Raw genomic sequence first — 1111 nt, forward strand, 5'->3', positions numbered from 1 at the left:
AACCGGCACCCTCACCCAGCACCAACACACCCCCAACACCCCCCAAACCACCTGGCCCCCCACCAACGCCCAACCCATCCCCCTGGACGACACCTACCAACGCCTCGCCACCACCGGACTGGAATACGGCCCCGCATTCCAAGGACTCCACGCACTCTGGCGCCGCGACAGCGACAATCGACTCCTCGCTGACGTCCGCCTCCCCGACATCGACAACACCGGCAACACCGGCAACACCGACGGCTACGGCATCCACCCCGCGCTCCTCGACGCCGCCCTCCACGCCGCCACCGCCGCACAGCACCACACCGACACCCGACTCCCCTTCGCCTGGACCGGCGTCACCCTCCACGCCACCGGTGCAACCCGCCTCCGGGTCGAGCTGGACATCGACGACGACGGCACGCTGTCGCTGTCGGCGACCGACACCAGTGGACAGCCGGTGGTCACCGTCGACTCGCTCACCACACGGCCGCTCGAATCCGCCCAGCTGCGCGCCCGCCCTCGACAGACCGACGACCTGTACGCGCTGGACTGGCTCCCGTGGTCCGGCAGCGTCGCGCCCGCCCCGGAGTTCGAGCGGTACGAGGTGCCGACGGTCGGCGACGACGTCCTGGCCGACACTCACCGCATCACCGCCGAGACCCTGACCCGCGTCCAGCACCACCTGGCCCAGGACACCACCACCCCACTCGTCGTCGAAGCCACCCACGACGACCTCGCCGGCGCAGCCGTCTGGGGACTGCTCCGCACCGCCCAAACCGAACACCCCGACCGCCTCGTGCTGGTCGACACCGACAACCACCCCACCTCCCAAAAGATCCTCCCCACCCTCATCGCCTCCGCCGAACCCCAGGCCCGCATCCGCGACGGCGCCATCACCCTCCCCCGACTGACGACCACAGCCGTCACCGACGCACTGACACCCCCCACCGACACCGACGCCTGGCACCTGGACACCAGCGAACACCGCACGCTGGAGAACCTCACCCTGACCGGATCCGACACCGCCACCCGGAGCCTGCAGCCGGGAGAGGTACGGGTCGCAGTACGAGCCGCCGGTCTGAACTTCCGCGACGTACTCATCGCCCTGGGCATGTACCCCGGCGAA

The 1111-nt window shown here is 70.0% G+C and carries 1 protein-coding gene; it reads left to right on the forward strand.

The genetic code is table 11. The features are described 5' to 3' along the window. Window positions 1-1111, forward strand: a 1111-nt coding sequence (locus tag JK364_RS54330; RefSeq protein WP_201858864.1) for a SpnB-like Rossmann fold domain-containing protein, incomplete at both ends; no start/stop codon positions are given.

Origin of the sequence: Streptomyces endocoffeicus (assembly GCF_016741935.1) — a bacterium.
GTDB classification, from domain to species: Bacteria; Actinomycetota; Actinomycetes; order Streptomycetales; family Streptomycetaceae; genus Streptomyces; species Streptomyces endocoffeicus.